The 24136-nt window shown below is 71.6% G+C and carries 19 protein-coding genes; 9 read left to right on the top strand and 10 right to left on the bottom strand.

The window, feature by feature from the left end:
• Window positions 1-205 precede the first annotated feature (205 nt).
• A complete protein-coding gene (locus HS041_RS09925; protein WP_196440167.1) occupies window positions 206-715 on the top strand; it encodes an Rv3235 family protein in 510 nt (169 codons plus the stop codon).
• A gap of 142 nt (window positions 716-857) precedes the next feature.
• Here the strand turns inward: HS041_RS09925 and secA are convergent, their stop codons facing one another.
• A complete protein-coding gene (secA, locus tag HS041_RS09920; RefSeq protein ID WP_196440166.1) occupies window positions 858-3656 on the bottom strand; it encodes a preprotein translocase subunit SecA in 2799 nt (932 codons plus the stop codon).
• Between the two features lie 253 nt (window positions 3657-3909).
• On the opposite strand from secA, the gene HS041_RS09915 reads away from it, so the two are divergent.
• Both HS041_RS09915 and HS041_RS09910 read left to right on the top strand, forming a co-directional pair.
• Window positions 3910-4158: an HGxxPAAW family protein gene (locus HS041_RS09915; RefSeq protein WP_196440165.1), complete on the top strand. Its 249-nt coding sequence runs from the start codon at window positions 3910-3912 to the stop codon at window positions 4156-4158.
• Between the two features lie 205 nt (window positions 4159-4363).
• A complete protein-coding gene (locus HS041_RS09910) occupies window positions 4364-5542 on the top strand; it encodes a winged helix-turn-helix domain-containing protein (protein WP_196440164.1) in 1179 nt (392 codons plus the stop codon).
• Window positions 5543-5588: 46 nt separating this feature from the next.
• Here the strand turns inward: HS041_RS09910 and HS041_RS09905 are convergent, their stop codons facing one another.
• The 6 genes from HS041_RS09905 to mtrA all read right to left on the bottom strand — a co-directional run bounded on the left by HS041_RS09905 (window position 5589) and on the right by mtrA (window position 12606).
• On the bottom strand, window positions 5589-6293 hold the full coding sequence (locus HS041_RS09905) for a response regulator (protein WP_196440163.1): 705 nt from the start codon (window positions 6291-6293) through the stop codon (window positions 5589-5591).
• A gap of 95 nt (window positions 6294-6388) precedes the next feature.
• Window positions 6389-7048 carry a ribosome hibernation-promoting factor, HPF/YfiA family gene (gene hpf / locus HS041_RS09900; RefSeq protein WP_196440162.1) on the bottom strand — a complete coding sequence of 220 codons (660 nt, stop codon included), beginning with the start codon at window positions 7046-7048 and terminating at the stop codon, window positions 6389-6391.
• A gap of 518 nt (window positions 7049-7566) precedes the next feature.
• Window positions 7567-8271: a ComF family protein gene (locus HS041_RS09895; RefSeq protein ID WP_196440161.1), complete on the bottom strand. Its 705-nt coding sequence runs from the start codon at window positions 8269-8271 to the stop codon at window positions 7567-7569.
• Window positions 8272-8332: 61 nt separating this feature from the next.
• Complete coding sequence (locus HS041_RS09890; RefSeq protein WP_196440160.1) at window positions 8333-10144, bottom strand: LpqB family beta-propeller domain-containing protein; 1812 nt, start codon at window positions 10142-10144, stop codon at window positions 8333-8335.
• A 10-nt stretch (window positions 10145-10154) separates the two neighbouring features.
• Complete coding sequence (gene mtrB / locus HS041_RS09885) at window positions 10155-11897, bottom strand: MtrAB system histidine kinase MtrB (protein WP_196440159.1); 1743 nt, start codon at window positions 11895-11897, stop codon at window positions 10155-10157.
• A gap of 31 nt (window positions 11898-11928) precedes the next feature.
• Window positions 11929-12606: an MtrAB system response regulator MtrA gene (gene mtrA / locus HS041_RS09880; protein ID WP_030509347.1), complete on the bottom strand. Its 678-nt coding sequence runs from the start codon at window positions 12604-12606 to the stop codon at window positions 11929-11931.
• 354 nt (window positions 12607-12960) lie between these two features.
• Between mtrA and HS041_RS09875 the strand changes: the two genes are divergently transcribed.
• The 5 genes from HS041_RS09875 (at window position 12961) to HS041_RS09860 (ending at window position 18701) form a co-directional block, all read left to right on the top strand.
• Window positions 12961-14388: a DUF7847 domain-containing protein gene (locus HS041_RS09875; protein ID WP_230878505.1), complete on the top strand. Its 1428-nt coding sequence runs from the start codon at window positions 12961-12963 to the stop codon at window positions 14386-14388.
• Complete coding sequence (locus tag HS041_RS38165) at window positions 14385-15014, top strand: DUF4129 domain-containing protein (RefSeq protein ID WP_307845224.1); 630 nt, start codon at window positions 14385-14387, stop codon at window positions 15012-15014. Before HS041_RS09875 ends, HS041_RS38165 begins: the two co-directional genes overlap by 4 nt.
• Window positions 15011-16177, top strand: coding sequence for a DUF4350 domain-containing protein (locus HS041_RS09870; RefSeq protein WP_196440158.1), 1167 nt, complete (start codon window positions 15011-15013; stop codon window positions 16175-16177). The genes HS041_RS38165 and HS041_RS09870 overlap by 4 nt, the downstream gene beginning before the upstream one ends.
• Before the next feature lie 173 nt (window positions 16178-16350).
• Window positions 16351-17379, top strand: coding sequence for an AAA family ATPase (locus HS041_RS09865; RefSeq protein WP_196440864.1), 1029 nt, complete (start codon window positions 16351-16353; stop codon window positions 17377-17379).
• Entirely contained in the window at window positions 17379-18701 is a 1323-nt protein-coding gene (locus HS041_RS09860) for a DUF58 domain-containing protein (protein ID WP_196440157.1), read from the top strand. The genes HS041_RS09865 and HS041_RS09860 overlap by 1 nt, the downstream gene beginning before the upstream one ends.
• Before the next feature lie 68 nt (window positions 18702-18769).
• Here HS041_RS09860 and HS041_RS09855 read toward each other — a convergent pair whose 3' ends face one another.
• Together HS041_RS09855 and HS041_RS09850 are read right to left on the bottom strand one after the other, a co-directional pair.
• Window positions 18770-20245, bottom strand: coding sequence for a M48 family metallopeptidase (locus HS041_RS09855; protein WP_196440156.1), 1476 nt, complete (start codon window positions 20243-20245; stop codon window positions 18770-18772).
• 81 nt (window positions 20246-20326) lie between these two features.
• Complete coding sequence (locus tag HS041_RS09850) at window positions 20327-21319, bottom strand: stage II sporulation protein M (RefSeq protein WP_196440155.1); 993 nt, start codon at window positions 21317-21319, stop codon at window positions 20327-20329.
• A 112-nt stretch (window positions 21320-21431) separates the two neighbouring features.
• Here HS041_RS09850 and HS041_RS09845 point away from each other — a divergent pair, with 112 nt between their 5' ends.
• Window positions 21432-22331: an RDD family protein gene (locus HS041_RS09845; protein ID WP_307845223.1), complete on the top strand. Its 900-nt coding sequence runs from the start codon at window positions 21432-21434 to the stop codon at window positions 22329-22331.
• Between the two features lie 118 nt (window positions 22332-22449).
• Here the strand turns inward: HS041_RS09845 and HS041_RS09840 are convergent, their stop codons facing one another.
• On the bottom strand, window positions 22450-23805 hold the full coding sequence (locus tag HS041_RS09840) for an LVIVD repeat-containing protein (protein WP_230878504.1): 1356 nt from the start codon (window positions 23803-23805) through the stop codon (window positions 22450-22452).
• Window positions 23806-24136: the final 331 nt, after the last annotated feature.

The following is a 24136-nucleotide window of genomic DNA, read 5'->3' as shown; positions in this document are numbered from 1 at the left end:
CGGCGCATTTCGGCCATCCGAAGGAACCCGCGGGCGGCGCCGTAACCCGGCCCCGCCCGCGGCCACCGCTCCAGCTTCAGGGGACCTTCTCCCCTCGGCGGGACGAAAAGGCGCCGGTTCCGGGAAAGTTGGCGCGGAACGTATCTGGGTGGTGGACCGGAAACTCCTAGATGTGTCAGGTCCCCCGACGAGAATCGGAGTCGCCATGTCACGCCCTCCACGGCCGGTGCCGCTCCCCCGGATCGTGTCCTCCCTGCCGGCCGAGCCCCCCTACGACGACGAGCGCCCGCCCGGCTGCCCGCCGGCCGCCCCGCCGTACGTGCAGGGGACTCTCGCCCTCGCCTGCGAGCCGGAGCCCGCCGAACTCCACGCCCGGCGCCCGCTGATCTGGGGACCGCCGGGAGCGGTCCCGGACGAGCGGCGGCTGCGGGCCCTCGGGCAGGCCTTCGCCGAGATCCTGGCCGGCCGGCGACCGCCCTCCAGCGTCTCCCGCCACACGACCGACCGGACCCAGGCCGAGCTGGTCCGCGCCGGGAAGATCTTCGACTGCGCGCGCCCGCCCCGGGCCGGAAGGCTGCACATGTCCCAGCCCAGAGACGGGGTGGTGGAGATGTGCGTGCTCGTGCGCTGCGGTGAGCGGCACCGCGGGCTGGCCCTCAGGCTGGAGCGCAGGGGCGTGCAGTGGCTCTGTACCGAGTTCGAGACGACGCCTTGAAGACGCCCTGAGGGCACCCTGAGCCGGGGTCCCGGTGCGGGGGCCTCCCCCGGTCGCCGTCGCCGTGACGCGCGCCGTACCGCGGCCCGCAAGCGCGAGGGCCCGCACCCCGGCGCGGGGTGCGGGCCCTCGGGCCACGAGGTCAGGCCTGGACGTGCTTGGGGTCGCCGTGGCAGCGCTTGTACTTCTTCCCGGAGCCGCAGGGGCACGGGGCGTTGCGCTCGACGTTGCCGTAGGCGTCACGCTCCTCGCGGGTGCTGACCCGCGTCTGCTCCACCTCGCCCCGCTCGCCGGGCGCGGTGTACTGCAGCTCGGAGGGACGCTGGGGACCGCGCAGGCCGCGCGCGATGATGGAGCGCACCTCGGCGGTGGCCTCGTCCTCCTCCTCCTCGTTCTCCTCGACGATCGGGTTGGTCTGCACCTCGACCTCGAGGTTGAACAGGTAGCCGACCGACTCCTCCTTGATGCCGTCGAGCATCTGGGAGAACATGTCGAAGCCCTCACGCTGGTACTCGATCAGGGGGTCGCGCTGCGCCATCGCGCGCAGGCCGATGCCCTCCTGGAGGTAGTCCATCTCGTAGAGGTGCTCGCGCCACTTGCGGTCCAGGACCGACAGGATGACCCGGCGCTCCAGCTCGCGCGTGGCCTCCGCGCCCAGCTCCTCCTCGCGGCGGTCGTAGGCGGCCAGCGCGTCGGCCTTCACCTTCTCGTCCAGGAACGCGGCGGTGAGCTCCTCGCGGCCGCCCGCCTCCTCGACGATCTCGTCGATGGTGAGGCTGATCGGGTAGAGCTGGCCCAGCGCCTTCCACAGCTTGTCGAGGTCCCACTCCTCGGAGAAGCCCTCGGCCGTGGCGGCGGTGACGTAGTCGTCGACGACGTCGCCGACGAAGCCGCGGATCTGCTCGTGCAGGTCGGCGCCCTCCAGCACCCGGCGGCGCTCGGCGTAGATCACCTTGCGCTGGCGGTTCATGACCTCGTCGTACTTCAGAACGTTCTTGCGGATCTCGAAGTTCTGCTGCTCGACCTGGTGCTGGGCGGAGGCGATGGCCTTGGAGACGATGCCCGACTCGATCGGGACGTCGTCCGGGATGTTCAGCCGCGTCATGATCATCTCGACTCGGGCCGAGTTGAACAGGCGCATGAGGTCGTCCTCGAGCGAGAGGTAGAACCGCGACTCGCCCGGGTCGCCCTGACGGCCGGAACGGCCGCGCAGCTGGTTGTCGATGCGGCGCGACTCGTGCCGCTCGGTGCCCAGGACGTAGAGACCGCCGAGGTCGACGACCTCCTCGTGCTCGGTCTTGACGGCCTCCTTGGCCTTCTCCAGCGCTTCGGGCCAGGCCTTGTCGTATTCCTCCGGGGTCTCGACCGGGTCGAGGCCGCGGTTGCGCAGCTCCATGTCGGCGCGGAACTCGGTGCTGCCGCCGAGCTTGATGTCGGTGCCGCGGCCGGCCATGTTGGTGGCGACGGTGACGGCGTGCCTGCGGCCCGCCTCCGCGATGATCGCGGCCTCTCGCGCGTGGTTCTTGGCGTTGAGGACCTCGTGCTTGACGCCCCTGCGCTTGAGCTCCTTGGACAGCCGCTCGGACTTCTCCACGCTCGTGGTGCCGACCAGGACCGGCTGGCCCTTGTCGTAGCGCTCCTTGATGTCCTCGACCACCGCCATGAACTTGGCGTCCTCGGTCTTGTAGACCACGTCGGCCTGGTCCTTGCGGATCATCGGCTTGTTGGTCGGGATCGGGACGACGCCGAGCTTGTAGGTCTGGTGGAACTCGTTGGCCTCGGTGGCCGCGGTTCCGGTCATGCCGGAGAGCGTCTTGTAGAGGCGGAAGTAGTTCTGCAGCGTGATCGTGGCGAGAGTCTGGTTCTCGTCCTTGATCTTGACGCCTTCCTTGGCCTCGATGGCCTGGTGCATGCCCTCGTTGTAGCGTCGTCCGTGCAGCACGCGGCCGGTGAACTCGTCGACGATCAGGACCTCGCCGTCGACGACGATGTAGTCCTTGTCCTTCTTGTAGAGCTCCTTGGCCTTCAGCGCGTTGTTGAGGAAGCCGACCAGGTGGGTGTGCTCGGGCTTGTAGAGGTTGTCGATGCCGAGCCAGTCCTCGACCTTCTCCACGCCCGGCTCCAGGATGCCCACCGTGCGCTTCTTCTCGTCGACGACGTAGTCGCCGGTGCTCTCCTCGCCGTCCTTGCCCTCGGCGCCCTTGCGGAGGCGGGGGACGATCTTGGCGAACTCGGCGTACCACTTGCCGGACTGCTCGCCGGGACCGGAGATGATCAGCGGGGTCCTGGCCTCGTCGATGAGGATCGAGTCGACCTCGTCGACGATGGCGAAGTTGTGGCCGCGCTGGACGCACTCTTCCAGCGACCACGCCATGTTGTCGCGCAGGTAGTCGAAGCCGAACTCGTTGTTCGTGCCGTAGGTGATGTCCGCGTTGTACTGCTTGCGGCGATCGTCCGGCGGCATGTTCGCCAGGATCACGCCGACCTCGAGGCCGAGGAAGCGGTGGACGCGGCCCATCTCCTCGGCGTCGCGCTTGGCCAGGTAGTCGTTCGTCGTGATGACGTGGACGCCCTTGCCGGAGATGGCGTTGAGGTAGGCGGGGAGCGTACAGGTCAGGGTCTTGCCCTCACCGGTGCGCATCTCGGAGATGTTGCCCATGTGCAGGTTGGCCCCGCCCATGATCTGCACATCGAAGTGGCGCATGCCCAGCACGCGCCGGGAGGCCTCACGGACGGTGGCGAAGGCTTCGGGAAGCAGATCGTCGAGGGACTCGCCGTCGGCGTGGCGCTGCTTGTACTCCGCGGTGAGCGCGCGCAGTTCGGCGTCGGTCAGGCTCGTGAAGTCGTCCTCGATGGAGTTGACCTGGTCGGCGATCCGCTTGAGCTTACGCAGAAGCTTGCCTTCGCCTGCGCGAAGAATCTTGTCGAGAAAGGCTGGCACTTTAGGTAAAGCTCCTCGCAGGTCTTCCGCGGCCTTCAGGGGCCTGGATGAGGACGAGACATGGTTCTCCGCTGCCATCGTAGGCGGTTCCACCACCAGACACAGCCACCATGAAAGACGCGCTTACCGCCCGCACGGTTCCCAGTGCCCGGTTTTGAGGAGTACCGCACCTAGTGAGGGGTATGCGACACCTATCGCACCTCGCGCTGGAAAAACCCGCGAGCCCCTCGCCGTCCACGAGGAGAAACGACCCATGGCGGAGAAACCCGACGTCGGCCACGGAGGCCGGGCATCGTCCTGGCTGGCCGTCACTGTGAGCCTGCTGGGCTTCACCATCGGCGGGATCGCGCTGACCGCCGGCCCCAACTGGTTCGTGTTCTGGATGGGCGCGGCCGTCTGCGCGCTGGGCGGAATCCTCCTGGTGGCCTTCGGCGTCTTCAAGGACGTCATCCTCGACTCTCCGCGCGCCCCCTTCGGCCGCACGGAAGGCGTCCTCGACTAGGAGGGGCCCGGGCGCGCCCCTGGCGCTCCGGGTCCCCGGCCACGGCAGCCCTGCCGGGACCGCCGGCGGGGCCGCCGACCGCGCGTCCTCCCTTCCGGCGGTCACCGCCATGACACCGGTGTAGCGCTTTTGTCGGTGTGAACCGCTACTCTCGGCCCATGCCGACCCGCCGCGCGACAACGCGCCGCCTCCCCCTGGAGCAGCCGTGACCCTCACGCTCCCGGCCGACGAGGCCCGCCGGATCATCCTGCGCGCCCAGGGCTTCCTGGGCGCCGACGCCCGCCGCGGCGGCCCACCCGCCGCCCTGCGCCGCCTGGGCGCCGTGCAGCTCGACACGATCTCCGTGCTGGCCCGCTCCCACGAACTCGTCGCCTACGCGCGCCTGGGCGCCGTCGGCAGGCAGAACGTGGAGCGGGCCTACTGGGACGAACCGGCCCGCACCTTCGAATACTGGTGCCACGCGGCCTGCATCCTGCCCATCGAGGACTGGCCGCTCTACGCCTTCCGGCGCCGCGCGTTCCGGGAGCGGAGATACCGCTGGCACCAGGTCCCCCCGACGGTGGACAAGGTCCTGGAGCAGGTCCGCCAGAACGGCCCCGTCACGACCGCCGACATCGGCGGCGCCAAGAACGGCGGCCCCTGGTGGGACTGGTCCGACTCCAAGATCGCCATCGAGTGGCTGCTGGACACCGGCGAGGTCGTCTGCACCCGGCGCGTCGGCTGGCGCCGCGTCTACGAGCTGGCCGAACGCGCCGTCCCCGGCCACCTCCTGGGCGAGGACCTCTCCGACGCCGAGTGCGTCACCCGGCTCGCCGGCGTGGCCGGCCGTGCCCTCGGCATCGCCACCCGCGCCGACCTCGTCGACTTCCTCCGGCTCAAGGCCCCGCACGCCGCGCTCCTGGACGCGGCTCTGCTCGACGGCGGCGCCGGGCTCGTCCCGGTCCGGGTGCACGGCTGGCCCGAGCGCGCCGCGAACGCCTGGGCCGACCCCGCGGCGCTGGAGAGCACCCCCCGCGGCCGCCACCGCACGACCCTGCTGTCGCCGTTCGACTCCCTCATCTGGGACCGGGCCCGCACCGCCCGCGTCTTCGGCTTCAACCACCGCCTGGAGGCCTACGTCCCCAAGGACAAGCGCGTCCACGGCTACTTCACGATGCCCGTCCTCGCCGGCGGCCGTCTGATCGGCCGCGTCGACCCGGCACGCGAGGGTTCCGCCCTGGTCGCCCGCCAGATCGGCCTGGAGGCCGGGACCGACCCGCGCAAGGCCGTCGTGCCGCTGGCCGAGGCCCTCCGCGAGGCCGCGGCCTGGGTCGGCTGCGACACCGTCCGCATCGACCGGGCGGAGCCCTTCCTGCGGGAGGCGATCCTGTCCGCCATCCCGTGAGCGGCGGCCGGGAGTCCGGCCGCCGGCTCACGGGATCGGACGGCGGTCAGGTGATCTCGAGCATCCGCTCCCGCACGGCGTAGACCACGGCTTCCATCCGGGAGTGGAGCTGAAGCTTGTCCAGGATGTTGCGGACGTGGTTCTTCACGGTGTTCTCGGAGATGAACAACTGCTTGGCGATCTCGCGGTTGTTCATCCCCTTGGCCACCAGGCGGAGAACCTCCATCTCCCGGTCGGTCAGCCGGGGGACGGGCAGCTGGGGGGGCCGCTCGGCCTCCTTCCGGCTCATGGTCGCGAACTCGCTGATGAGCTTGGCGGCCATGGCCGGATTGATCAGGGACTGCCCTTCGTGAACGCCTCGCACGACCTCGGGAACCTCGTCGAGCTGCACGTTCTTCAGGAGGTACCCGGTGGCGCCCGCCTTGATCGCCTCGAAGAGATCCTCCTCCTCGTCGCTCACGGTCAACATGATGATCCGGACGCTGGGCGCCGAGGCCTTGATCTCCCTGGTGGCCTCGATGCCGCTCTGCCGGGGCATCCGGACGTCCATGAGCACGACGTCCGGTGTCAGGCGGTCGGCGAGCTCGACCGCTTCCTGACCGTCGCTCGCCTCGCCGACCACCTCGATGTCCGCCTCTGCGGCCAGTGCCATCTCCAGGCTGCGGCGGATCAGCGCGTGATCGTCAACGATCAGCACACGGATCGGGTCGCCGCGCCCGGCAGGGCGGGTCGCCTCGTCGGGTTCCGTCACGCCTCCTCCTCGGGGGGCCAGAGCCGTTGGACCGCCATGATTACACGGGTTTCGCGGTCCTCGGGTTGGTCGGAGAGGGTTTCAGAGCACCGCGGTCAGGGCTCGACGAGCCGCAACACGCCGTAGTTGTAGCCTTGCCGCAGGTAAACGACGCTGGGATGTCCGCTCTCCTTGTCTCGGAAGAGATAGAAGTCGTGCCCGACGAGTTCCATCTCCAGGAGCGCCTGGTCGATGGTCATCGGCTCGGCCTCGTGGAACTTCTCCCGGACCACCAGGGGCCCGTCACCCTCCATCTCGATCGGGACGATGGTCTTGTCTTCGGGGAGGTCCACGTCGACCTCCAGATCCCGTTCGTCAGGCTTGCCCCGGACCGGGGCCGGCTCGGCCTCCAGGGACTGGGCGAGCGCGGAGGCGGTCAGCTCGGCGACCGACGGGGGGCAGTGGTTGCCGTGGTGGATCTTGCGCCGGTCGGCGAGGCGCCGGAGCCTTCCTTCGAGCTTGCCGAGTGCCAGGTCCAGGGCGACGAAACGGTCGTCTGCCGAGGCCTCCGCCCGCACTGCGGGGCCGCGGGAGTGGATCGTGAGCTCGACCCGCTCGCGCTGGTCTGGGATGCGCGGGTTGCGCTCCTTGGAAACCTCCACGTCAACGCGGATGAGCTTGTGGTCCAGACGCTCGATTCTGGCCAGCTTGGTCGTCACATGGTCGCGGAATCGGTCACTCACTCCGGTGTGCCGACCCTTGACGATGATGTCCATGCACAGCCCCCCTTCGGCTCTCGACGGTGGAACAGCGACACCCGCTCGGCCGACCTGGTCTTCGTCCCCACATCCGCCTGCTGAGGGTTTCGCAGCTCTCTGCCACTACTGCCCTTCTCTTCTGGCGAGGAACATCTGGCTCCCCGGGAAGGCAGGACTTACCTCTAAGCCGCACCGTGATCGACCGACAAAGAGTCGTCTTACGTGGACCGTTTCGCCTGCGGCTGGCATCGGCTAACCAGACCGACCCCCTTGCGGGAGTCAGTCCGGCGCAACCACGGACCCGAGCGGGTGCCATGCTCCGACGCTATCCGCATCCCGGCCGAATGTCAGCCTGGCGATCGGCGAGAGGATCACTTTGTGTGATTTTCTTAGGATTTCTTCCTAGCCGGGGATGACCGCTTTGTACGCGCGGCGCCCCTTACGTGAAGGGTTCTCGCGTCCGCAGAGCCTCTCCGAGCACCTGATTGGGACATGAAGACGCGACTGCACGGGGAGACCGATAACTTAACCGGTCTTTACCCTCCGTCACCTTCACGCGGCCGGCCTCTCCGGCGTGTCGCGGCGAGCGTCACCGCGAGCGGAGCCTGCGTCCCCGCCTCCCTCAGAGCCCGGGCCGCCTCGGCGAGGGTCGCGCCGGTGGTGACGACGTCGTCGACGAGCACGACCACGCCGGCGCCCTCCCAGGAACGCGCCAGGAGGCCGTCCCACCCGGCGGCGACCTTGAACGCCGAGGCCAGGTTCTCGGCCCTCTGGAGGGAGCTCAGCCCCGCTTGGTCGGCCAGGCGGCGGCGGTGGGCCAGCATCCCGGCCACCATCACCGGCCAGCCGGCCTCCCGCAGGTAACCGGCCGCCAGCTCCGCCAGCCGCGTCACCGGATCGTGCCCGCGCCGCCGCAGGGCCGGGCGGGCGCTGGGCACCGGGACGAGGACCACGGGGTGGCCGCCCACCGCGGTGCCGACGGTCAGCGCCAGAGCCCCGGCCAGCGGGCGGGCGAGAGCCGTGCGGCCGCGTTCCTTGTAGGAGATGATCGCCCGGCGGGCGGCGCCGGCGTACTCGGCCGCGGACCAGCATTCGGGAAGGCCCGGCGGAGCCGGGACCGGCATCCGGCAGGCGGGCTCGCCGCGGATCTCCTCGGCGCAGGACGGGCAGACGAGCGCGCCGGGTGCGTCGCATCCGGCGCAGCGGGGCGGCAGGACCAGGTCGAGCAGAGCGGTCGTCACAGGTCCAAAGTGCCAGGTCCCACCGACAAAACCGGGGAACCGCCCGCTCTCCGGGGACCGCTCAGCCCAGCGGGAAGGCGGGGTGGGCCGGGCCGTCCTCGGTGAAGCCGGTGGTGCCGTTCTCATCCTTGACCAGGGGCTGCCACTTGGCCGAGTCCCAGTAGAGGATCTGCCGGTTGCCCTCGTCGTCCACGGCGCCGGCCAGCAGGGCGCGGTCCAGGGCGGTGATGCTCTCGATGTGGGCGTAGAAGCCCAGGGGCTTGGACTCCCCGGTCAGCGACGCCTCCAGCAGCTCGGACTTGCCGGTGAGCACGTAGAGGGTCTTGCCGTCCTTCCAGGCGAGGTCCTTGATCTCCTGCTTGTCGTCGACGCGGTCCACCGGCCACAGGTTGTCGATGCGGCTGCCGGCCCCCTCGCCGACGACGGTGCCGATCCTGACCTCCTCGTCGCCCCGCGCGTCCCTGACCGCCACCGCGACGTGCACGCCGTCGCGGGCGACCTTGAGCGCGGTGACCTCGACCTCGTCCAGGTCGTGCGCGGAGACCCGGAACTGCTTCACCTCCCGCTTGACCTCGTCGTAGTAGTGCCGCAGCACCACCGAGGTCCCGGGCGCCGGATGGGTCACGGTCCACAGCGAGTGGTAGCGGTCCCAGGAGGGCGGGACGAGCTCGTTGCCGGTCGCCCACTCCTGCCACTGCCCGTCCTGGACGAGCGACACGACCGAGATGCTCTTGCGGTCCCCGGAGAGCGCCGCCACCTGCTTCAGTGCGTGCCCGCTGACCGCCGGGCGGATGCGCGAGCCCTTCTTCGCACCCGCCTCGCCCGCCACGGGCTCGCCGACGTTCTCCTTGCCGAGCTGCCGCAGGGTGCCGTCCTGCAGGTAGAGGGGACGCACGTCCGGCGGGGTCATCCACGGATCGAACCCCAGTTGCTTCTGGGCGTCGATCACCAGCGAGGAGCCGGGGAAGTAGGACTCGCCGTTCACCCGGACTTCGAAGCGCGAGCCGCTGACGATCTCGGAGAGCGTCCAGGAGAGCTGGGCGGACATCGCTGCGATGTCGTCGGGGCTCGCCCGCCTGGTCAGGTTCACGACGACGTGGTCGTTCTCGGTGGTGACGTCGATGAGCTGGGTGCCCTGTGCGAAGGCGGTCTGGACCGCCCCCTCCAGCGACCCGCTCGCCCCCTCGAGCAGTCGCTCGACCGTGGCCTTGGCCAGGGTGGAGGCGGGGTTCACGGGCAGCCGGACCTGGTCGATCACCAGGCTCTTGCGCTTGGAGTCGAGGAAGTAGAGGTTCGCCTCGCGGTAGGCGCGGTCGGCGTCCGCCTTCGACAGCAGCAGCCCCTCGGGCCCCGCGTCGATCCGCCAGCGCTTCCTGGCGTCCCTGACCAGGGTGAAGGGCTCCCTCAGGTCGCCGTCGCTCGGCCGGTAGAGGCCGTCTTCCTTGATGGTCGCCGTGACGGTGCCCTTGAGCGTGACCCGGACCTCGGCCGTGCCGTCGGGGACGGGCCGGTCGGCCTCGATGCCGTCCTGCTGGTAGATCGTCACCTCGCCCGACGGCTTCCATCGCCCGGCGAAGCCGTCGGTGAGGTACTGGCGCGCGATGGTGCGCCCGGGATCGCCGGTGCTCGCCATCGCGGCGAGGAACCCTCTGACGATCTTCTCGGGGTCCCACTCGTCGTTCGGCGGCATGGCGATGCTCCGCGCGTACGGCGGGTCGAGCGGGTTGCCGCGGCCCTCGTCCTCCACGGCGCCGGCCCTGACTCCGGTGGGGATGACGGAGCAGGACGCCGTCGCGCAGACCAGTGCGAGGGCCGCGAGGGCCAGGGCAGCGGCCCTCAGGGTCCTGACGGCCCTCGCACCCGTCCCTGTCACGGATCCCGTCCTACTCCGCATCGCGTCCCCCGTCGGCCGCCGCCGGCGCCAGCATGGGCGTCATGTGCCCCCGCCACGTCCGCCGCATCTCCACCTCCGGCGGCACCAGCGGCAGCGGCGACCCCTTCAGCTCCGTCCCGGCCGTCCGGGGTAGCGAGAGCCGGAACTGCGAGCCCTCGCCCGGCGACCCCCACGCCTGGAGCCAGCCGCCGTGCAGGATCGCGTCCTCGCGGGAGATGGCCAGGCCGAGCCCGGTGCCGCCGATGGTCCGCGCCCGGGAGGGGTCGGCCCGCCAGAACCGGTCGAAGACCATGTTCTCCTCGCCCGGCTTCAGGCCCACCCCGTGGTCCCGTACGGCCACCGCCACCGCGTCCCGGTCGGCGCCGACCGAGACGACGATGTCCCGGCCCTCGCCGTGCTCGATCGCGTTGAACAGCAGGTTGCGCAGGATGCGCTCGACGCGGCGGCTGTCCATCTCGGCCATGCAGGGCTCACCGGGCAGGCGCAGGTCGAAGCGGGTGGAGTGGCGCTCGGCGAGCGCCTCGGAGTCGGCGACCGCGCGCAGCACCACATCCCTGACGTCGACCGAGTCGACGTCGAGCGTGGCCGCCCCCGCGTCGTAGCGGCTGATCTCCAGCAGGTCGGCGAGCATCGACTCGAACCGCTCCAGCTGGTTCTGCATCAGCTCGGCCGAGCGCGCGGCCATCGGGTCGAAGTCCTCGCGGGCGTCGTAGAGCAGGTCCGCGGCCATCCGCACGGTGGTCAGCGGGGTGCGCAGCTCGTGCGAGACGTCGGAGACGAACTGCCGCTGCACCTGGGAGAGCTCCTCCAGCTGGTGGATCTTCAGCGCCAGGTTGGCGGCCATCTCGTTGAAGGAGGCGGCCAGACGGGCGAGGTCGTCCTCGCCGCGCACCTTGAGCCGCTCGTCCAGCCGCCCGGCGGCCAGCCGCTCCGCGGCCTGTCGCGTGAGCCGTACCGGCGTGACCACCTGGCGGGTGACCAGGAAGGCGATGGCGGCGAGCAGGAGCACCAGGCCGACGCCGACCACGACGAGCATCTGCCGGACGGAGGTGAGGGTCTTCTCCTCCTTGTCCAGCGGGACCAGGTGGTAGATCTCGTATCCGTCGTCGACCAGGGGGGCGCTCGTGGTGTCCAGGCGCGTGCCGATCACCAGGCCGGGAACCGGCCGGCCCCCGCGGTCCTTGTAGTAGAGCTCGCTGTACCAGGAGCCGTTCTCGCCCGCCTCCTTCGTGAGCACCTCCTCGCGCATCTTCTCCGTCACGCTGCGCTCGTCGATGTTCATGGTGCCGAAGAACGCGCCCGGCAGCCTCCTGTTACGGATGATCACCGAGTAGCGGCCGGCGGAGCCCGCCCGGTTGGCCAGCTCCCCGGTCACCCGGCCGAGCGGGCTCTCCTCGCCGGACTGGAGCGTCTTGCCGGCGTCGCCGGACTGCTTGGCCGCCTCGCTCTCCGGCTGGGTCAGGAAGCCGAGGACCGCCCTGCGGTCGGCCTGCGCCTCGCTCGTCGCGGCCCGCTCGCGGTCGTTCAGCACGGCCGTGCTGATCTGCTGCTCCAGGAACACCCCGAGCACCGCGACCACCGCTATGGAGATGACCAGCGTGCTGGTGACCACGCGCAGCTGGAGGGACCGCCAGAAGACCCGGCGCAGCCGGCCGGCCGCGCGCCGGGTACGCCGCCGGGCACCCCGCGCCAGCTGGCGGGGGGTACGGCGGCGCTTCTTCGCGGGGGACATGTCGGGGTCCGGGGGAAAGGCCGGGCTCAGCTCAGGCCGGGCCGGCCTTGTAGCCCACGCCGCGGACCGTCACCACGATCTCCGGGTGCTCCGGGTCCTTCTCGATCTTGGCGCGGAGCCGCTGGACGTGCACGTTGACCAGCCGGGTGTCGGCCGCGTGCCGGTAACCCCAGACCTGCTCCAGCAGGACCTCGCGGGTGAACACCTGGCGGGGCTTGCGGGCGAGCGCGACCAGCAGGTCGAACTCGAGCGGCGTGAGGTTGATGGTCTCCTCGCCGCGCTTGACCGAGTGCCCGGCGACGTCGATGGTGATGTCGCCGATCTGCAGGATCTCCGGCGTGGGCTCGTCGGTGCGGCGCAGCCGCGCGCGGACCCGGGCCACGAGCTCCTTGGGCTTGAACGGCTTGACGATGTAGTCGTCGGCGCCGGACTCCAGGCCGAGCACCACGTCGATGGTGTCGCTCTTGGCCGTCAGCATGACGATGGGGACACCGGACTCGGCGCGGATCCGGCGGCAGACGTCGATGCCGTCGGCGCCGGGCAGCATCAGGTCCAGCAGGACCAGGTCCGGCCGGGTGTCGCGGAACGCGTCGAGCGCCTTGTCCCCGTCGGAGACGAAGGAAGGTTCGAAGCCCTCTCCGCGCAGCACGATGCCGAGCATCTCGGCGAGAGCGGCGTCGTCGTCGACGACCAGCACGCGTCCTTTCATGGCCCCTCATTCGTTTTACGCAGGTAGGGAGTTTCCACGGCAAACCGCACGATTACTGAAGGTTACCCTTGCCCAACCACCGGATGACACAATCAGGTGGTCGGCGTCCGGATGCCGAATTTTAGGCCCGCGCGGCGCGAAGTGTGCGGCGGCGCCCCCGGATGGCCGCTTCCGGACTCGGCGACCTCGGACGCCGAGCGAGAAGGCGGTCACCATCACAGTCTGCGGTAAACGCCGCTCCTCGGCCATCCCTGCGGCGTATCCCACCCGTCCCGGGCGCGAAACCCCTTCTGATCCCCTCGAACAATCCCCCCGAACAGCCCAATCAGCGGCCCCTCATGCCAGGATTGGGATATGTCAGACGGTCACGGCTTCAACCCCGACACGCCATCGGGCTGGGCGTCCAACCAGCCTCCGCCCTACGGCGGCCAGGGGCCGGCGCCGTGGGCCACCCCCGGCTCCGGCGGCACCGCCCCGCAGGGCGGTCCCGCGCAGGGTCCGGGAAACCCGTACGGCGGGCCGCCCGGCCCGTACGGCGGGCCGCCCGGCCCGTACGGCGGCCAGCAGCCCTACGGCGGCGCCCCCGGCCCGTACGGCCAGCAGCCCTACGGCGGCGCACCGGGCCCCTACGGCCAGCAGCCCTACGGCTACGGAGCCCCTTCCTACGGCGCCCCGCCGGCGCTCAAGCCCGGCATCATCCCGCTTCGCCCCCTCACCCTGGGCGACATCTACAACGGCGCGGTGCAGTTCATCCGGGGCAACCCCAAGGCCACCCTGGGCCTGGCGGCGCTGGTGACCGCGGTCTCCCAGCTCCTCGTCCTGGCCGTGCAGATCCCGGCCCTGGGCGCCCTGGCGGACGTCATCGTCACCAACCCCGCCTCGGTGGCCAACGACCCCTCGCAGCTCTTCGGCGCCTTCGGCGCCTTCTTCCTGGGCACCCTCGTCGGCGCCGTCCTCCAGATGATCGCGATCATCGTGCTGAGCGGCATGCTCACCAGCGTGCTGGGCCGCTCCGTGTTCGGCGAGTCGGTCTCCATCGGGCAGGCCTGGCGGCTGACCCGCGGCCGGGTGCTCCCCCTGCTGGGGCTGGCGCTGCTCCAGGTCGTCATGGTCTTCGGCATCATGATCGCGCTCGTCGCGGCGGCGAGCGCGCTGATCGGGGTGCTCATCGCGACGAACGCCCCGGCCGCCCTCGCCGTCGTGGTGGGCCTCGTCCTCGGCGTCGGCGGCATCGTCGGCGCGGTGTTCCTCTACACCAAGCTCAGCCTCGCCGGGCCGGTGATCGTCCTGGAGCGCGCCGGCGCGTTCACCGCGATCAGCAGGTCGTTCCGCCTGGTCAAGGGGGACTTCTGGCGCGTCTTCGGCATCCTGCTGCTCACCGCCGTCATCGCCGGCCTGGTCGGCGCGGCCGTGGGCGTGCCGTTCTCCCTCGCCGGCCAGTTCGCGGCCCCCACCGATGTCTCGGAGATCCAGGCGGGGCTCACGATCTCCCTCGTGCTGGGCGCGCTGGGCGGCATCATCGCCGGGACGATCACCAACCCCTTCTCCGCCGCCGTCACCGCGCTGCTCTACGCCGACCGGCGCATGCGCAGCGAGGCGTTCGACCTGGTGCTCCAGACCGCCGCCACGGACCGTCAGCGCGGCGTCCACGGCCCGGCCGCCGAGGACCTGTGGCACCCCTCCCACGCCGCGGGCGCCCAGCCCTACGGCTACGGGACCCCGCCCCAGGGCCATCAGGGCTACGGCTACCCGCCCCAGGACCCGGGAGCCTGGCCCCGGTGATCTCCGACGTCCCGGTCGACATCACGCGGGAGGCCGCCCAGGAGGCGGCCGCCCGCGAGCTGGCCAAGTCGACCTATCCCAAGGAGTCCTGGTGGGACCGGCTCCTCGAAGGCGCGAGGGACTGGCTGGGCGACCTGATCGACTCCGCCTCCGGCGTGCCCGGTGGCTGGTTCTCGATCATCCTGCTGATCCTGATCATCCTCGGCGTCGCCCTCCCGGTCCTGTCGATGGCGCGCAGGGCCACGCGTGCCCGCACCGGCGACGGCGGCGGCGAGCTGTTCGGCGGGCCGTCCCGCACGGCGGCCGAGCACCGGGCCGTCGCCGAGGCCCACGCGGCCGCGGGCCGCTGGTCCGAGGCGATCAGGGAGCGGCTGCGGGCCATCGCCCGTGACCTGGAGGACCGGGCCGTCGTCGAACGCCTGCCCGGCCGCACCGCGGACGAGCTGGCCGCCGAGGCCGCCCGGGTGCTGCCCGGCGCCGCGGCCGAGCTGGCCGAGGGCGCCAGGCTCTTCGACGACGTCACCTACGGCGACCTGCCCGGCACGGCGGAGGGCTACCGGCGCATGGCCGCCCTCGACGAGCTCCTCCGCCAGGCCAGGCCGGTGCTGTCGGGAGCGTCCCGATGACCGCTGAGTCGTCCGTCTCCGTACCCGCGCCCGCGAGTGCGCCGACGTCGCCGCGCGCGCAGGACCTCTGGCGGCGCTGGCGGGGGGTGCTCGGCGTCCTGGCCTTCATGATCGTGCTCGCCGCGGTGACCGTGCTGGTGTCCCGGCCGCGTCCCGGCGGATACCTCGACCCCGAGGCGACGACCCCGGCCGGCGCGCACGCCCTCGCCCAGCTCCTGCGTGACCAGGGCGTCGAGATACGGCCCGCGCGCAGCGTCGACGAGGCCAGGGAGCTGGCCGCTCCCGAGTCGCTGCTGCTGGTGACGAGGACCGAGTTCCTCGCCGCCGGGTGGCTGATGGACGACCTCGCCACGCTGCCCGGCGACCGCCTGCTCGTCGAGCCCGTGACCGAGGCGCTGCAGGCACTCGCCCCGGGGGTCTCCGCGGGCGCGCTGACGGACGTGGAGCCGCGCGCGCCGGGCTGCACACTGCCGGCCGCGGTGAAGGCGGGCGGCGCCGTGACCGGCGGCGTCTCCTACAACCCCCCTCCCGGGGCGTCGAGCTGCTACGGCGGCGGCCTGATCGGCTACACCGACGGCGGCAGGACCGTCACCGTCCTCGGCTCCGGCGAGTTCATGACCAACCGGAGGCTGGCCGAGGAGGGCGACGCCGCCCTCGCGATGAACCTGGCCGGCTCCCGGCCGGTCGTGGTCTGGCTGGCGCCGACGTTCCCGCAGGCCGGTCCGGCCGACGGTGAGACCTCCTTCGCCGACCTCGTCCCCGCCGGGGTCAAGTGGGCCGCCGTGCAGCTTCTCGTGGCCGTCGTGCTGGTCGCGTTCTGGCGGGCCCGCAGGCTCGGCCCGGTGGTCGCCGAGCGGCTGCCGGTCGTCGTGCGCGCGGCCGAGACCGTGGAGGGCAGGGGACGCCTCTACCGGTCCCACGGAGCCCGCGACCGGGCGGCGGCGGCTCTGCGGGCCGCGGCCCTCGACCGGATCGTCCCGCGTCTCGGGCTGGCCGGAGATGTCACTCCCGCGGGGGTCGTGGCCGCCGTCGCCATGCGGACCGGGCAAGATGCTCAGCAGGCGGGGGCCGTACTGTACGGCGCGGCACCAGGAGACGACGCGGGGCTCGTGGCCCTGGCCCGGCACCTCGACACCCTGGAAAGGCAGGTACGAGACTCGTGAGCGAGCGGAGCGAGCGAGCCATGAGCACAGCAGCGTCGCGAACGCGGCCGACGGAGGAGGGCTCGTGAGCGAGCGGAGCGAGCGAGCCATGAGCACAGCAGCGTCGCGAACGCGGCCGACGGAGGAGGGCTCGTGAGCGAGCACGTCAGCACGGGGGAGAAGAACGCGTGACCATGCCTGGTGCGGGGCCCGAGCCCGGTCCCCAGCAGACCATCGCCTATCCGAGCCGGCTGCCCGGCGCGGAGCGGAGCGCGGGCGGCGACACGGCCCGCGCCTCGCTCGCGTCGCTGCGCACCGAGGTCGCCAAGGCCGTCGTGGGCCAGGACGCCGTGGTCACCGGCCTGGTGATCGCGCTGCTCTGCCGGGGCCACGTGCTGCTCGAAGGCGTCCCCGGCGTCGCCAAGACCCTGCTCGTGCGCACCATGGCCACCGCGCTGTCCATGGATTTCAAGCGCGTGCAGTTCACCCCGGACCTGATGCCGGGCGACGTGACGGGCTCGCTGGTCTACGACGCGAAGACCTCGGAGTTCGAGTTCCACGAGGGCCCGGTCTTCACCAACCTGCTGCTCGCCGACGAGATCAACCGCACGCCGCCCAAGACCCAGGCCGCCCTGCTGGAGGCCATGGAGGAGCGGCAGGTCAGCGTCGAGGGCGCCGCCCGCATGCTGCCCGACCCGTTCATCGTGGCGGCCACGCAGAACCCGATCGAGTACGAGGGCACCTACCAGCTTCCCGAGGCCCAGCTCGACCGGTTCCTGCTCAAGCTCACCGTGCCGCTCCCCTCGCGCGAGCAGGAGATCGCGGTGCTGGAACGGCACGCGCTCGGCTTCGACCCCAGGGACCTGTCCCAGATCAAGGCGGTGACCTCGGCCGATGACCTGGCCGTGGGACGCGCGGCGGTCGCCCAGGTGCACGTGGGCCCCGAGGTCCTCGGCTACGCCGTGGACATCGCCCGGGCCACCCGGCAGTCGCCGTCCCTGCGCATGGGCGTCTCCCCGCGAGGCGCGACCGCGCTGCTGGCCGCCTCCCGCGCCTGGGCCTGGCTCTCCGGCCGCGGCTACGTCACCCCGGACGACATCAAGGCGCTGGCCCTGCCCGCGCTCAGGCACCGGATCCAGCTGCGCCCCGAGGCCGAGCTGGAAGGAGCCACTCCCGACGGCGTCCTCGACGGCATCCTCACCGCCGTCCCCGTACCGCGCTGATGGCGCTCACCGGACGCACGGGGCTGCTGGCCGCCGTGGGCGCGCTCGCGGTGCTGTTCGCCCCGCAGCCGGGCGCCGCCGTGCTCGGGCTGCTCCTGCTCCTGGCGGCGCTGGTCACGGTGGACCTGCTACTCGCCGGGGCCGTCCGCCCGCTGCGGCTGGAGCGCTCCGGGGAGCGCAGGGTACGGCTCGGCGACTCCGTCGAAGTGGTCCTGACCGTGGAGAACCCCGGGCGGCGGCGGGTGCGCGGCCGGCTCAGGGACGCCTGGTCCCCCAGCGCCCGCGCGAAGCCGCGGGAGCAGCCGCTTGACGTCCCCGCCGGGGAACGCCGCCGGGTGGTGACCACGCTGGTTCCGCTGCGGCGGGGCGACCGCGAGTCCGCCGGGGTCACGATCCGCTCGGTCGGGCCGCTGGGCCTGGCCGCGCGGCAGGGCTCGCACGCCGTGCCCTGGGCGGTCCGGGTGCTGCCGCCCTTCCTCAGCCGGACCCACCTTCCCGCCAAGCTCTCCCGGCTGCGGGAGCTGGAGGGCCGCAACCCCGTGCTGATCCGCGGCCAGGGCACCGAGTTCGACTCCCTGCGGGAGTACGTGGCCGGCGACGACGTGCGCTCCATCGACTGGCGGGCGACGGCCAGGCGCAGCGACGTCGTGGTGCGGACCTGGCGTCCGGAGCGGGACCGGCGCGTGCTGATCGTGCTCGACACCAGCCGCACCTCGGCGGGGCGCGTCGGGGTGGACCCCGCCTCCGGCGACCCGTCGGGCTGGCCCCGTCTGGACTGGTCGCTGGACGCAGCGCTGCTGCTCGCCGCGCTCGCGACCCGCGCCGGCGACCGGGTGGACTTCCTCGCCCACGACCGCGCGGTCCGCGCCTGGGTGACCGGAGCCTCCCGCACCGAGCTGCTGTCGGTCCTGGTCGACACCATGGCGCCGATCGAGGCGGAGCTGATCGAGGCCGACTCGGAGAGCATGGTCACCGCAATCATGGCCAGGGCCTCCCACCGCTGCCTGGTGGTGCTGCTCACCGACCTGAATCCGGCCGCGATGGAGGAGGGCCTGCTCCCGGTGCTCCCCCAGCTCGCCTCCCGCCACCTGGTCCTGCTCGCCGCCGTCTCCGATCCGCGGGTCGCCGCCATGGCCGAGGGCAGGGAGACCTTGGAGCAGGTCTATGACGCCGCGGCGGCCGAGCACCTGCGCGGCGAACGCCGGCGGATGACCTCGCGGTTGCGCAGCCACGGTGTCGAGGTCGTCGACGCGCTCCCCGAGCAGCTCGCGCCCGCCCTCGCCGACGCCTACCTGGCGCTGAAGGCCGCAGGGCGGCTCTGAGGGGCCGGGCCGCGGGCGCCTGAGCCGGGGCCGGGGAGATCCCTCGCCCGGCGACTCCGGAGGCGGACTCAGGCGGGCGCGTAGTCCGGTGCGACGCCCAGCCCCGCCAGCCACTCGCGCATGCCGGGCACGCCCGAGGGGTCGGCGACGACTCGGGCCGCGTACTCCGTCACCATGACCTCCTCGCCGTCGTCGAACAGCAGCCGGGCGGGGCCGGACCACGAAAGCGTCCACCGGGCCTGCCCGTGCTGGACCAGCGTGGCCTCCAGCGCCTGCCCGAGCACGCCCGGGAGCAGCGTGCCGGAGGGGTTCCAGCCGAGCCGCCTCAGTTCGGCCTCCAGCTCGGCGTGCCGCCCGCGGGCGAGCGCCTCGAAAGCGGCGTCCAGATACGGCCGGTCGGTGCCCATGACCCGCTGGCCCGCGACGGACAGGTCGTGCAGCGCCTCCTCGTTGCGGACGGCGTACATCCCCCGCTCGGTCAGCTCCTCCCAGGAGACCGGCCGAAGCCCGGACAGCGCCTGCGGGCTCCAGAGGGTCTGCTCCACGGCACCGGCGGCGGCACCCGGATCGGCGAGGAGCGCCGACGCGGGCCGGGAGTCGGGCGGGTGCCCCGGTTCGGGAAGCAGGGCGATCGCCGCGAGCCGGTCTCCCAGGCCGGGGTGGGAGTCGTACGGGGAGAGCTCCTCCGGCTGTTCGCTCGCCCGGGCGACCTCCGCCTGCCTGGCCGGATCGCCGAGCACCGCGTGGAATCCCTCCAGCACGCGAGCGGGGCGGTTGCCCCCCGCACCCACCAGGGTCAGGTAGCAGTCCGCGAACAGGTCCCAGGCCAGCGCCGTCGAATGGATCTTGCGCAGCGCGCCCGTCATCGCCTCCCGGCCCGCGATCATCACCGCGAACTCGTCGGCCTCCAGCTCCTGCCGGCGCGAGACGGCCTGCGAGACGCGCAGGTAGAGCTTGCCGTACCAGGCGAACAGGCGCTGGACGATCGGATGGTTGCCCAGCCCCTCCACGGTCGCGAGCAGGGCGACCCTGCCCCGGTAGACGGGCGCGCCGAGACGGGTGTGCGCCTCGCTGTAGTGACCCAGTTCGTGCCCGAGCACCGCGCGCATCTCGTCGACGGTGAGGACCTGCAGCAGCGGCAGGCCGATGTACATGCGGCGCCGGGTCGCCCGCAGGCCGAGGAACCGGGTGTCCTCGGACACCGCCGCGTTCACCTCCGCGACGAGGCGGATCTCGTCGGGCGCCGGGGTACGGACGCGCAGGGCCAGTTCCTCGACCGTCCGCCACAGCTCGGGCTCCTGCTCCCGGGAGACGGCCACGCCGGGCTCCTCACCGTGCTTCCTGCGGCTGACCACCCACAGCGCCCGGACGAGCGCGCCGGCGGCGAGGGTCAGCAGGATCGCGACCTTCAACCCGGTGGCGTGGAAGTCGACGAAGAACAGCCAGACGTCGAAGAGGACGGCCGCCGCGAGAACGAGCCCCACCAGAACGTAGAAGCCGGTCAGCAGGGCGAAGGCCAGCATGGCGCGCAGAGCGGTGGTCACGGAGGTCTCCACGGTCGGCGGACAGCGTGGAGTGACTTTAGTGGAAAGACAGACAAAAGGGATAAACAGCCCCGAAAGGGCTCAGGCCGCCGGGACGACGTCCGGAGCGCGCTCGACGTCGCCGCTCTCCCCCGCCCGGACCGCCCGCCGCCCGAAGTAGATCACGTAACCGAGGAAGGCCGCCTCGGCGATCACTCCGATGCCGATCCGCGCCCAGGTCGGCAGCGGGGACGGGGTGACCAGCGCCTCGATCAGGCCGGAGACGAACAGGACCACGACCAGGCCGAGCGCGACGCTGACGATCACACGCCCCTGCTCGGCCAGCGCCTGGCCGCGCGGGCGCGGCCCGGGGTCGATCACGGTCCAGCCCAGCTTCATGCCCGCGCCCGCCGCGAGGAAGACGGCGGTCAGTTCCAGCAGCCCGTGCGGGATGATCAGACCGAAGAAGATGTCGCTCTTGCCCGCCGCGGCCATCAGGCCGCCCAGGACCCCGACGTTGAGCGCGTTCGCCAGCAGGACGTACAGGATCGGCACGCCCAGCAGGACCGAGAACGCGATGCACTGCGCCGCCACCCAGGCGTTGTTCGTCCACACGTGCGCGGCGAAGGACCCCGCGGGGTTCTCGCTGTAGTAGTCGGCGAAGTCGTGTTCGACGAGCTGCCGGATCTCCTCGGGGGTGCCGAGCGCCGCCTGCACCTCCGGGCTGCTCGCCACCCACGCCCCCGCGACCACCGCGACCACGGCCGAGGCGAGTGTCGCCCCCAGCCACCAGCGCCAGGACCGGTAGGCGGCGACGGGGAACGAGACCGTCCAGAACCTGACGAACTCCCGCCAGGCGGGCGCGTGCGCTCCGGTGACGGCCGACCGGGCCCTGGCCACCAGGGACGACAGTCTCCCGGCCAGGAGGGGGTCGCGGGACGACGATCGCACGATGGACAGGTGCGTCGCGACCCGCTGGTAGAGCTCGACCAGCTCGTCGACCTCCGCCCCGTCGAGGGACCGGCGCCGCCGCACCAGGTGCTCCAGGCGGTCCCAGGTCGGCTGGTTGGCGGTCACGAAGGCGTCGATGTCCACGTCCCGAGCCTATTGGCCGCGCTCCGGAACCCGCCACGCGACCTCTCGCCCCCCGGGCCGGGGCGGGAGCCCGGCATCCCGGTACGGCCGGCACGGCGGTAGGGTCGATCGTGTGTCCGATCTGGTAACCGGTGACGCAGTCGTCGTCGACGTGCAGACCGCGCAACTGCCGGTCCGGGCGGCCGCCTTCCTGGTCGACCTCGTCGTGCAGGGCGCGGCGATGGCCGCCGTCCTCCTCATCGTGTCGAACACGACCACCGTGACGGACTCCTCGCTGGTCCAGGCGTTCCTGATCCTGTTCGTCGTGCTGGTCTTCGTCGGTTACCCCGTGCTGACCGAGACACTGACCCGGGGACGCACCCTCGGCAAGCTCGCCCTCGGGCTGCGGGTGGTCGGCGACGACGGCAGCCCGGAGCTGTTCCGGCAGGCGCTCTTCCGCGCGCTGGCCGGCTTCGTCGAGATCTACGCGCTCAGCGGCGGCCCGGCCGTCATCTGCTCGCTCCTGTCCCCGAAGGGCAAGCGGCTCGGCGACGTCTTCGCCGGGACGATCGTGATCTCCGAGCGCGGCCCGCGCGCCGTGGGCCCGCCGCCGCAGATGCCGCCGCAACTGGCCGGCTGGGCGACGACCCTGGAGCTCTCCCAGCTGCCGGAGGACCTGATCCACACCGCCCGGCAGTACCTCACGCGCCGCCACGACCTCTCGCCCGCCGCCGAGTACGAGATGGGCAACCGCATCGCGGCCCGGACCGCCGCCTTCGTCACCCCGCCCCCGCCGCCCGGCGTGCCGCCGTACGCCTACCTCTCCGCGGTCCTGGCCGAACGGCGCCGCCGCCACCTGGACCGCCTGATGCGCCGTGCCGCCGCGCGTCACGGCGCTCACCCGCACGGCCCGGCGCAGCCGTCCTCCCCCGACTTCCTTCCGCCGTACGGCCCGGCCCCGCAGCCGCGTACGGCCGCGCCCGCACCTCCTGCCGGGCTGCCTGCGCCCGGCGGCTTCACCCCGCCCTCCTGAGCCGCGAGCACGCCGTACGGCTTCGCGGCGGCCTCCGTCCCGGGGCCGGAGGCCCGGACAATGAGACGGGGGAACGACGGGGCGGGCCCGCCGTTCCCCCGGGACTCTCGGGGAGGCGCTACCAGTGGCCGTGGCCGCGGTAGGACTCCTGGGTCTGCACGTTCAGCCGGTTCACGCGGACGTGACGGGCCGGATCGGTACGCCGGTCACTGATCTTGACGACGTCGAACCCCTTGTGGAAGTCGCTGCCGTAGATGTGACCGTTGTAGTAGTAGGCCGACCAGATGCCGCCCCCGCCGGGGAGGGACTCGGGCCCGCGCTCGAAGAAGCCGATCTCCTGCGGGTTGGCCGAGTCGGTGAAGTCCCAGATCGAGATGCCGCCCTGGTACCAGGCCTGGACCATGATGTCCTTGCCCTTGACCGGGATCAGCGAGCCGTTGTGGGCGACGCAGTTCTCGTTGTCGGCCTGGTGGCGGGGGATCTTGAAGTAGCTCTTGAAGACGAGCTGGCCGTCGACGATGTCGAAGATGGCGTCCGCGCCCCGGTTCGGGCCGGTGGCCTCGTTGCAGGTGGCGCCGCTGCCGCCGCCGAGCTCGTCGGTGAAGACGACCTTGGTGGCCGAGTTGTTGAACGTCGCCGAGTGCCAGAACGCGAAGTTCGGGTCGGTGACGCGGGCGGTCACCACGGGGTTCTCCCGGTCGGAGATGTCGAAGAGCACGCCGTCACCCATGCAGGCGCCCGCGGCGATGTTCTTCTCGGCGTAGACGGTGATGTCGTGGCAGCCGCTGGTCGGCAGCAGCAGGCCCGGCTGGGTCTCGTTGCCGCCGTCGGGGAAGACCACGGGGGTGGCGACGACGGCCGCGTCCGTCGGCTTCCTGAGCGGCACCTTGATGACGGAGATCTTGTCGTGCGGGGGCTGGCAGTCGGGGAGGGTGACGTCCGGCCGGTAGGAGGAGACGTAGAGGTAGACGTTGCGCCGGTGGTCGCGGCCCTTGCCCGGGACCAGGGTCAGGGTGTGCGAGCCGCAGTTGGTCTCGACGGACTTGATGTACTTCGGGTTGGCCTTGTCGCTGATGTCGAAGATCCGGACGCCCTCCCACGACTCCTTGACCGTCGCGGACTGCGCGGTGCTGCTGCAGGAGTCGTTGTTGCGGGAGGAGTCGACGGCGCCGAACAGCAGGTTCCCGTAGACCGCCACGTCCATCTGCGAGCCGGGGCACACGACGGAGCCGACGGCCTTGGCCTGCTTCGGGTCGCGGATGTCGTAGATCGAGAAGCCGCCGTAGTTGCCGACGTAGGCGTATCCGTCCTGGAAGGCGATGTCGGTGTTGATCGTGTTCTCCAGCCCTGCGGGCTTCGGAACCGTGGTCACGTACGACACGTTGGGGCTCGTGACGATCTGGTCAGGCGGCGGGATCTCCGCTGCCTGGGCTGACGCGGTGGGCGCGAGTAACGCGACTGCGGCCGCAACCATGATGAGGGTACGACCGGTTCTTCGTGGGGTGAACACTCGGAGCCTCCTGGGAGAACGGAGAGAAGGCGCACAGAAACGACCCAAATTGTCAGCCCCGCCGATCAGATCAGCCAGACATCAGGGTGTAAGGAGAAACATCTAGATTGACACCTTTACCGTGACCGCCGGCGGCTATACGGTTTACAGCCGTCGCGCCCCCGCCGTACCGGGCGTGGGCGGCCATCCGCCGGACCACGGCCGTCTCCTCCGCCGAAAACTCCGGATCGCCCGTCTTTACCCGGCGGATCGTCAAAGGCTAGGTTGCTGGGCACGGACCCTATCCGCGAAGGAG

Source organism: Planomonospora sp. ID67723, assembly GCF_015711605.1.
GTDB lineage: Bacteria > Actinomycetota > Actinomycetes > Streptosporangiales > Streptosporangiaceae > Planomonospora_A.
The sequence above is the reverse complement of the archived record's forward strand: the minus strand, read 5'-3'. Positions and strand labels throughout refer to the sequence as shown.